This window comes from Dermacoccus sp. Ellin185 (genome assembly GCF_000152185.1).
GTDB lineage: Bacteria > Actinomycetota > Actinomycetes > Actinomycetales > Dermatophilaceae > Dermacoccus > Dermacoccus nishinomiyaensis.
Genome location: NZ_AEIQ01000079.1, coordinates 1 through 986, shown reverse-complemented (window position 1 = coordinate 986; position 986 = coordinate 1). Strand labels below are relative to the sequence as shown.

2 protein-coding genes are annotated in these 986 nt (G+C 66.0%); both read left to right on the top strand.

The genetic code is table 11. From position 1 onward, the window contains the following. Positions 1-48: 48 nt before the first annotated feature. Complete coding sequence (locus HMPREF0321_RS08330) at positions 49-372, top strand: transposase (protein ID WP_006945764.1); 324 nt, start codon at positions 49-51, stop codon at positions 370-372. Beyond that, positions 369-986: IS3 family transposase (locus HMPREF0321_RS08325; protein ID WP_006945770.1), on the top strand; the 618-nt coding region annotated here is incomplete at its 3' end. The genes HMPREF0321_RS08330 and HMPREF0321_RS08325, both read left to right, overlap by 4 nt.

The window sequence follows — 986 nt, the reverse complement described above, 5'->3', positions numbered from 1 at the left end:
TGAAGCGCCCTGGGTTTGGTTCCGACTCATCTGAAGGAGAATCGGACCATGCCCAAGAAGTACGACCAGCAGTTGCGTGAGCACGCCGTCAGGATGGTGCTCGACAAGCGCGCCGCCGAAGCATGCTCACAGCGCGTCGCGATGGACGCCGTCGGAGCCTCGCTCGGCATCGCGCCGGCGACCATCCGTAACTGGATGCCCCGTGCTGGCGAACAACCAGCCATGGTGGGCGCGGCAGCGCCACGTGAGTCCCTGGAGGAAGAGAACCGGCGCCTTCGCCGCGAACTCGCAGAGACACGGCGCGCGAACGAGATCTTGAAGAAAGCATCGGCTTTTTTCGCAGCGGAACTCGACCGCCCCACGACGAGATGATCCGGTTCATCGACGAACACAAGGGTCAGTTCGGGGTCGAGTCCATCTGTCGCGTGCTGGGCGCGACGGAGTGTGGGTTCATCACGTCGCGTGGCTACCGGGCAGCGAAAGCCCGCCCGCGCTGCGCGCGAGCGATCCGTGACGAGGTCCTCATCGACGAGATCCGGCGCGTCCACCAGCAGAATTACGGCGTGTATGGCCACCGCAAGATGTGGCACGCGATGCGCCGCCAGGGCTGGATGATCGGACGCGACCAGACCGCCCGGCTCATGAAAGTCGCTGGGCTGCACGGTGTTCGGCGCGGGCGTCACCCGTTCACGACCGTCGCGTCGAAGCTGCCCGATCACCGCCCGGACCTGGTCGAGCGTGACTTCCACGCGATGGCGCCGAACGAGCTGTGGGTGGCGGACATCACGTACGTGCGCACCGTCGGTGGGTTCGCGTACACGGCGTTCATCACCGATGCGTGCACAAGGAAGATCGTCGGCTGGTCGGTCGCGTCATCGCTGACGACGCAGGCATTGCCGCTGATCGCGTTGCAGCAGGCGATCACCACGACCCCGGCGGCGCGTCAGGGCGGGCGGCTCGTGCATCACAGTGACCGCGGAGTCCAG

Bases quoted from the DNA above. Each gene is read 5' to 3' on its own strand.
- HMPREF0321_RS08330 (WP_006945764.1), top strand. From the start codon at position 49: ATGCCCAAGAAGTACGACCAGCAGTTGCGTGAGCACGCCGTCAGGATG.